This window comes from Pseudomonas sp. BN411, from assembly GCF_029871235.1.
Lineage (GTDB): Bacteria > Pseudomonadota > Gammaproteobacteria > Pseudomonadales > Pseudomonadaceae > Metapseudomonas.
The window spans coordinates 1-7,733 of sequence record NZ_SSOM01000016.1 but is presented as its reverse complement, the minus strand read 5'-3'; the positions used below and the strand labels follow the sequence as shown (position 1 = coordinate 7,733).

7 protein-coding genes are annotated in these 7,733 nt (G+C 64.4%); 6 read left to right on the top strand and 1 reads right to left on the bottom strand.

All coding sequences use genetic code 11. The features are described 5' to 3' along the window. Together E8F06_RS00730 and E8F06_RS00725 are read left to right on the top strand one after the other, a co-directional pair. Positions 1-1,326 (top strand): aldehyde dehydrogenase family protein (locus E8F06_RS00730; RefSeq protein WP_280363206.1); only part of this gene is annotated, 1,326 nt, incomplete at its 5' end. A gap of 148 nt (positions 1,327-1,474) precedes the next feature. After that, the gene (locus tag E8F06_RS00725; RefSeq protein ID WP_280363204.1) at positions 1,475-1,747 is read left to right on the top strand and encodes a DUF4242 domain-containing protein; all 273 of its coding nucleotides are present in this window, start codon (positions 1,475-1,477) and stop codon (positions 1,745-1,747) included. Positions 1,748-1,798: 51 nt separating this feature from the next. Here E8F06_RS00725 and E8F06_RS00720 read toward each other — a convergent pair whose 3' ends face one another. Further along, positions 1,799-3,730, bottom strand: coding sequence for a sigma-54-dependent Fis family transcriptional regulator (locus E8F06_RS00720; RefSeq protein WP_280363202.1), 1,932 nt, complete (start codon positions 3,728-3,730; stop codon positions 1,799-1,801). 271 nt (positions 3,731-4,001) lie between these two features. Between E8F06_RS00720 and E8F06_RS00715 the strand changes: the two genes are divergently transcribed. The 4 genes from E8F06_RS00715 to E8F06_RS00700 all read left to right on the top strand — a co-directional run. Continuing rightward, positions 4,002-4,934 carry a transporter gene (locus E8F06_RS00715; protein ID WP_280363199.1) on the top strand — a complete coding sequence of 311 codons (933 nt, stop codon included), beginning with the start codon at positions 4,002-4,004 and terminating at the stop codon, positions 4,932-4,934. A gap of 83 nt (positions 4,935-5,017) precedes the next feature. Next, positions 5,018-7,129, top strand: coding sequence for a PQQ-dependent dehydrogenase, methanol/ethanol family (locus E8F06_RS00710; RefSeq protein ID WP_280363197.1), 2,112 nt, complete (start codon positions 5,018-5,020; stop codon positions 7,127-7,129). Positions 7,130-7,197: 68 nt separating this feature from the next. Beyond that, positions 7,198-7,269 (top strand): pyrroloquinoline quinone precursor peptide PqqA, encoded by a 72-nt coding sequence (pqqA, locus tag E8F06_RS00705; protein ID WP_003239771.1) that lies wholly within the window; start codon positions 7,198-7,200, stop codon positions 7,267-7,269. Positions 7,270-7,376: 107 nt separating this feature from the next. After that, positions 7,377-7,733: MBL fold metallo-hydrolase (locus E8F06_RS00700; RefSeq protein WP_280363195.1), on the top strand; the 357-nt coding region annotated here is incomplete at its 3' end.

Here is a 7,733-nt window from a genome sequence, read left to right as displayed (position 1 = left end):
GACGTCGACCGCGCCGTGCAGGCCGCGCGCCAGGCCTTCGACGATTCCGCCTGGAGCCGTATGCGTCCGCGCGAACGGCAGAACCTGCTGTGGCGCCTGGCCGACCTGATGGAACGCGACGCCCAGGAACTGGCCGAGCTGGAGTGCCTGAACAACGGCAAGAGCGCCGCCGTGGCCCAGGTCATGGACGTGCAGCTGGCCATCGACTTCCTCCGCTACATGGCCGGCTGGGCCACCAAGATCGAAGGCAGCACGGTCGACGCCTCCCTGCCGCTGATGCCCCACGACCAGTTCCACGGCTACATCCGCCGCGAAGCCGTCGGCGTGGTCGGCGCCATCGTCGCCTGGAACTTCCCCCTGCTGCTGGCCTGCTGGAAGCTCGGCCCGGCGCTCGCCACCGGCTGCACCGTGGTGCTGAAACCCGCCGACGAAACCCCGCTGACCGCCCTCAAGCTGGCCGAACTGGTGCTGGAAGCCGGCTACCCGGCCGGGGTGTTCAACGTCATCACCGGTACCGGCCTGAATGCCGGCGTCGCCCTCACCCGCCACCCGGGCGTCGATAAGCTGACCTTCACCGGCTCCACCGAAGTCGGCAAGCAGATCGGCAAGGCGGCCATGGACAACATGACCCGCGTGACCCTGGAACTCGGCGGCAAGTCGCCGACCATCGTCCTGCCCGACGCCAACCTCGCCGAAGCCGCTGCCGGCGCCGCCACCGCGATCTTCTTCAACCAGGGCCAGGTCTGCTGCGCCGGCTCGCGCCTGTACGTGCACCGCAAGCACTTCGACAACGTGATCGCCGACATCGCCGGCATCGCCAACGGCATGAAGCTCGGCAACGGCCTCGACCCGAGCGTGCAGATGGGCCCGCTGATCTCCGCCAAGCAGCAGGACCGCGTCACCGGTTACATCAACCTCGGCCGCGAACTGGGCGCCACCATCGCCTGCGGCGGCGACGGCTTCGGCCCCGGCTACTTCGTCAAGCCGACGGTGATCGTCGACGTCGACCAGCAGCACCGCCTGGTGCAGGAAGAAATCTTCGGCCCGGTGCTGGTGGCGATGCCCTTCGACGACATCGATGAAGTCATCCGCATGGCCAACGACAACCCCTATGGCCTCGGCGCCAGCATCTGGTCCAACGACCTGTCGGCGGTGCATCGGATGATTCCGCGCATCAAGTCCGGCTCGGTCTGGGTCAACTGCCACAGCGCCCTCGACCCGGCCCTGCCCTTCGGCGGCTACAAGCTCTCCGGCGTCGGCCGCGAAATGGGCGCGGCCGCCATCGAGCACTACACCGAGCTGAAGTCGGTGCTGATCAAGCTCTGAGTGCCCGGACGACCTTCGTTCTGATGGGTATCGTGCCTCCACCCATCCTACAAAAGCCCGACCGTAGCGCGATCGTAGGATGGGTGGAGCTTGCGATACCCATCACCCCCTTACCCCCCAGAAAACCCACAACAAGAAGGAAACAGCCATGCCGAAATATGTGATCGAACGTGAGATTCCCGGCGCAGGAAAGCTCTCGACCAACGAGCTGCAGGCGATCTCGCAGAAGTCTTGCGCCGTGCTCAGCGCCATGGGGCCCCGCATCCAGTGGCTTCACAGCTACGTGACGGACGACAAGGTCTATTGCCTATACCTGGCAGACAACGAACAACTGGTTCGTGAACATGCGGAACAGGGAGGCTTCCCGGTCAATCGCATTTCAGAAGTGCACGGCCTCATCGACCCGAGCACCGCCGGTTGATACACGCGGGGCAAGGCCACGCCAGCACGGGCGTGACCTTGCCCCGTGGTCCTATTCCTTCTCCATCGCCTTCAGCTTGCGATAGAGGGTGGCGCGGCCGATACCCAGCGAACGCGCCGCCGCCGAGAGATTGCCCTGGCAGGCCTCGATGGCTGCGCGGATGGCACGCTGCTCGGATGCCTGAAGCGTACCGCCGACCTCCGCCTGATCGCGCTCCACCGCCGGCTCCGCCATGACCCGCGCCGGGACACCCTGCAGCACTTCATCGGGCAGGTGCTGCAGACCGATCCGCCCATCGTCCTCCGCCAGTGCCGCCGCCAGCCGAAGTGTCTGGTGGAGCTGCCGGATGTTCCCCGGCCAGCGGTACGCCAACAGGGCCTGCAACGCGGCGGGTTCCAGCGTCAGTGGCGCATGGGCCGTTGTCTCGCTCTGCAACAGCCGCTGGATCAAACGCTCCAGGTCGCTCCGCTCGCGCAATGCCGGCAGGGTCACCCGCAGGCCATTGATCCGGTAGTAGAGGTCCTCGCGAAAACCCTGTTCCTGGGAAAGCTGCAGCAGGTCGCGGTGAGTGGCACAGACCAGGGCGCAATCCACCTTGATCACGGCGGTACTGCCCAGGCGGCTGAGGCTGCGCTCCTGCAGCACACGCAAGAGGCGGCCCTGCAGCTCCAGGGGCATGTCACCGATTTCGTCGAGGAACAGGGTGCCCTGATGGGCCTGCTCGATCTTCCCTGCCGCCCCGCCTTTACGGCTGCCGGTGAAGGCGCCTTCGACATGGCCGAAGAGTTCCGACTCGATCAGGCTCGCCGGGATCGAAGAACAGTTGATCGCCACAAAAGGTCCGCCCGAGCGGGCGCTGCCTTCATGCAGCAGGCGCGCGAACACTTCCTTGCCGGTACCGGTCTCGCCATTGATCAGCACCGGGATGTCGCGAGCGAAAGCCTTGCGGGCGCGCTCCAGCGCAGAGTTCACAGCCTGGTCCTCGATGCAGGGCCCCTGCGGCGCGAGAGGACGGCGCTCGGCTGTGGTGAACGGACGCGGCTGCGCCGGCTGCTGCCCGGCCTTCTTGTCGGGAGCGGTGGTGAGGCAGGCGTGCAGTTGGCTGCCCCATTGAGTCTGAATGCGGAACGGCACGCTGAGATCGTAGCGGCGGTAGCACACGGCATGGGTGAAAGGCATGTCGAACAACTCGCTGAATTCCATGCCCGGCTTCAACCCCGGCGACGAGAAGATCTGCGTGGCGATGCGATTGGCCCCTTGCAGCCTTCCCGTCCCATCGAACGCCAGCAGCCCTTCCATTGGCGTGCCGAGAATGTCCAGGCGGAAATGCAGGTGGACCAGCAGGACATTCCCCAGCTCCATGAACATCCGCCGCTCGATCGCGCGCGCCGCGATGACCAGGGACTCCAGGCAGTAGAGGGAAGTGGCCGGCCCTTTGCGGCTGGCATCCAGCACACCGACGATTCCGCCATCGAGGCCGAAGATCGGCGTGGCCATGCAGGTGAAGGCATGGGCTTCTTCCAGATAGTGATCGGCGCCGGCCACGATGACGGTTTCCCTTTCTTCCAGGGCGCAGCTCGGTCCGGTGGTCCCCACCAGTGTTTCGAGGAACTGCGCACCGGGCCGGAATACCTGGTTGAGCTCCTGGCTGGCGCTGTTGCACTTGCCGATGGAGCTGAGCACCACACCTTCCATGTCGATGCAGGCGAGTACCCAATCCTTCGGTGCGAGCGCTCCGTGCAACTGCTCCATTTCGGGCGACGCGGCACGCAGCAACAGCCCGCCGTGATCCTGGATGTCCTTCGGACGGACCACCACCGGAGCGTCGAACAACACCCGGTCGCGAGGCGAGATTCCGTACTGCTGGGAGCGCGCCCACGAGCGCGCAATCAACTGCGATCCGAAGGCCTGCCTGCGGTCCTCGAGGGACGCAAGAACGTTCGTACCTTCCTTGGCAGGAATGGGGTCATCCGGCTTGTTCATGGCTCATGCCTCGAAACGGTTGTATCAGTCCGGTACAGGCGTGCCTCTTTTTATCTGGCTCAGAGTGAGACAGCGAGACGATGCAACTTTCCGGAATGGCTCAACCATTAATTCTATTGTTATCCAAGCCATTGATTTTCAAGCACTAAATAGAACTGAAAACTACCTGGCACAGGTCGTGCTGAACAACTTGTGCGTCTCTGGTTCTTCCCTGAAGTAAAGGCCAGGACACAGCAATTGATAATAAACAAAAACAATAAAAGGTGATGTCATGACGAAGAGCGGTAAAGCTCGTCTCGCCTGTTCCAGCAGCACGCACAAGACGGCTCTTTCCAGGGCCCTGACCCTGGCCACCACCCTCGGCCTCGCAGCCGGTTTCACCTCTGTCGCCCATGCGCTCGATGTGGACGCTGGCGACTACACGGCACTCCCCGAAGGCACCAACCTCGGCCTGCTGTACTACCAGCACGCCGAACGCAATGCGCTGTACGCAAACGGCCACAAGGCCCCCATCGACGCCGGCCTGGATTCGGACGTGGGCATCCTCCGGGGTGTGCACTTCATGAAGCTCGGCGACTACATCATCGATCCGCAATTTCTCCTGCCCTTTGGCAATGTCCGTGCCAAGGACGACCTCAAGGGCCTGGGCAGCGACAGCGGCACCGGCGACCTGATCCTCGCGTCCACCCTCTGGCTGGTGAACGATCCGGCCAATCGCCGCTACTTCGGTATCACGCCCTTCCTCTTTGCGCCGACCGGCAGCTACGACAACGACCAGCCGATCAACCTCGGTGAAAACCGCTGGAAGTTCACCCTCCAGGCCGGCTACATCACTGGCCTGACCGACAAGCTCACCCTCGACCTGGTGGGCGACGTGACCTTCTTCGGCGACAACGACGACTACGGTCCGGACAGCGTGACGCGCAAGCAGTCGGAGCTTTATCAGGGCCAGGCTTTCCTGCGCTACAACTTCACTCAGAGCTTCGATATCCGTGCCGGCATATCCAGGACCTGGGGCGGGGAAAACGAAGTCGACGGCATCGACCTGAACGACGAACCCGATACCAGCAAATACAACGTCGGTGCGTCCTACTTCATCACGCCCACCACGCAGGTGTTGGCGACCTACGGGCAGGACCTGTCCGTCGAGAACGGATTCGAAGAAGACAACCGCATCAACCTGCGCCTGCTGCAGGTGTTCTGACCTTGCGCCAGCCGACCGCCTGATTCACGTCGGATGACCAACACACTCCGCCCATAACAAACAAACCAAGGAGTCCTGCGTAAATGCCCAAGACGCAGCCCATGTACCGAAACCGCACTCGCCTCGCCGCCGCCCTGCTCGTCGCCCTGCTGGGCCCGGTTGCCTACGCGGCACCCGTCGACCAGGCCACCATCGTCGCCAGCGAGAAAGATGGCAATGAATGGCTCAGCCATGGCCGTACCTATGACGAACAGCGTTTCAGCCCGCTGAAGCAGATCACTGCCGATAATGTCGGCAAGCTCGGCCTCTCCTGGTACATCGACCTCGATAACCACCGTGGCCTGGAAGCGACCCCACTGTTTTCCGATGGCGTGCTCTACGCCTCGCTGTCCTGGAGCCGCGCCATTGCCGTCGACGTCGCCACTGGCAAAGTGCTCTGGACCTTCGATCCGCAGATCGACCGCGGCAAGGCGCGCGACGCCTGCTGCGATGCGGTCAACCGCGGCGTTGCGCTGTGGAATGGCAAGGTCTACATCGGCACCCTCGATGGCCGCCTCGTCGCCCTCGACGCCAAGACCGGCCGGGAGGTCTGGAGCCAGCAGACCACCGACAACAGCAAGCCCTACACCATTACCGGCGCCCCGCGTGTGGTGAAGGGCAAGGTCATCATCGGCAACGGTGGCGCGGAGTACGGCGTGCGCGGTTACTTCGCCGCCTATGACGCCGAGACCGGCAAGATGGCCTGGCGCTTCTACACCGTGCCCGGCGACCCGGCCAAACCCTACGAGCATCCGGAGCTGGCCGAGGCGGCCAAGACCTGGAAAGGCGACCAATACTGGAAGGGCGGCGGCGGTGGCACCGTCTGGGACGGCATGGCCTATGACCCCGACCTGGAGCTGCTCTACATCGGTACGGGCAACGGCTCGCCGTGGAACCGCGAGCTGCGCAGCCCCGGCGGCGGCGACAACCTCTACCTGTCGTCGATCCTCGCGGTGAACCCGGATACCGGCAAACTGGCCTGGCACTACCAGACCACCCCGGGCGAAACCTGGGACTTCACCGCGACCCAGCAGCTCACCCTGGCGACCCTCGAACTCGACGGCAAGCCACGCAAGGTGATCATGCAGGCGCCGAAGAACGGCTTCTTCTATGTGCTCGACCGTGAGACCGGCAAGCTCCTGTCCGCCGAGAAGTTTGGCAAGGTGACCTGGGCCGAACGCGTCGACCTGGCCACCGGCCGTCCGGTGGAGGCTCCGGGCGTGCGCTACGAGAAGGAGCCCGTGGTGATGTGGCCGAGCCCCTTCGGCGCCCACAGCTGGCACTCGATGTCCTACAACCCGCAGACCGGGCTGGTGTACATCCCCTACCAGGAAATCCCCGGCGTCTACCGTAACGAGGGCAAGGACTTCGTCCGCCGCAAGGGCTTCAACACCGGCGCCGGCTTCTCCGATGCCACCGAAATCCCGCGCGAGGCGGTATCCGGCGCGCTGCTCGCCTGGGACCCGGTCAAGCAGAAAGAAGCCTGGCGCGTGCCCTACCCGCACTACTGGAACGGCGGCACCCTGAGCACGGCGGGCAACCTGGTGTTCCAGGGCACCGCAGCCGGCAACCTGGTGGCCTACTCGGCCGACAAGGGTGAGAAGCTCTGGTCGTTCGCCGCGCAGACCGGCATCGTCGCCGCGCCCATGACCTACAACTACAAGGGTGAGCAGTACGTAGCGATCATGGCCGGCTGGGGTGGCGTCGCGCCGCTGATCGGTGGCGATGCAGCCAAGGCACCGGGCGTCGGCAACGTCAGCCGCCTGCTGGTGTTCAAGCTCGACGGCAAGGCCAGCCTGCCGCCGCTGCCGGATAAAAAAGTCGCCGCCCTCGCCCGCATTCCGCAGCCGGCCCATGCCAGCGAAGCCGACCTGAAGGCCGGCCAGCAGCTCTACGGCAGCTACTGCTCCGTGTGCCATGGCGTTGGAGCGATGAGCGGCGGCCTGGTGCCCGACCTGCGCAAATCCGACGAGTCGCGCCGCAGCCTGTTCCAGCAGATCGTCCGCGAAGGCGTGCTGCGTCCCCTGGGCATGCCTTCCTTTGGGGACACTCTGACGGCGGACGAGGTCGAAAAGATCAAGGCCTATGTCATGAGCCGCGAGTACGCTGACTACGTGAAGGAACAGCAGTCCACTGCCGCGAAAGACAAACCGTGATCCTGTCAGGAGCGAATGAAGGTTCATTCGCTTCACCCCGAGTAACAACAACAGAGAGGACGTGCCCCATGTGGACCAAACCCAGCTACACCGACCTGCGTATCGGTTTTGAAGTCACCCTGTATTTCGCCAACCGCTGATACTCCACGCGGCGCTGCGTTGGCCTCCACTGGCGCAGCGTCCTTTGCTTGGCCCCGGTTCGCCGGGGTCCTTTTTCCTGCAGCACTACGAGGCAGGTTGAATTCATATGCACATCCAGATTCTTGGCTCCGCCGCCGGCGGTGGTTTCCCCCAGTGGAACTGCAATTGCCGCAACTGCCGAGGCGTGCGTAGCGGCAAGCTCCGCGCCCAGCCGCGCACCCAATCCTCCATCGCCCTCAGCGCCAACGGCGTCGACTGGGTGCTGTGCAACGCCTCGCCGGACATCCGCGCCCAGCTCGAGGCCTTTCCGCCGCTGCAGCCGGCTCGCCACGTGCGTGACACCGGGATCCAGGCGATCATCCTGCTGGACAGCCAGATCGACCACGTTACCGGCCTGCTCAGCCTGCGCGAGGGCTGCCCGCACCCAGTCTGGTGCACCGACATGGTCCACCAGGACCTGTCC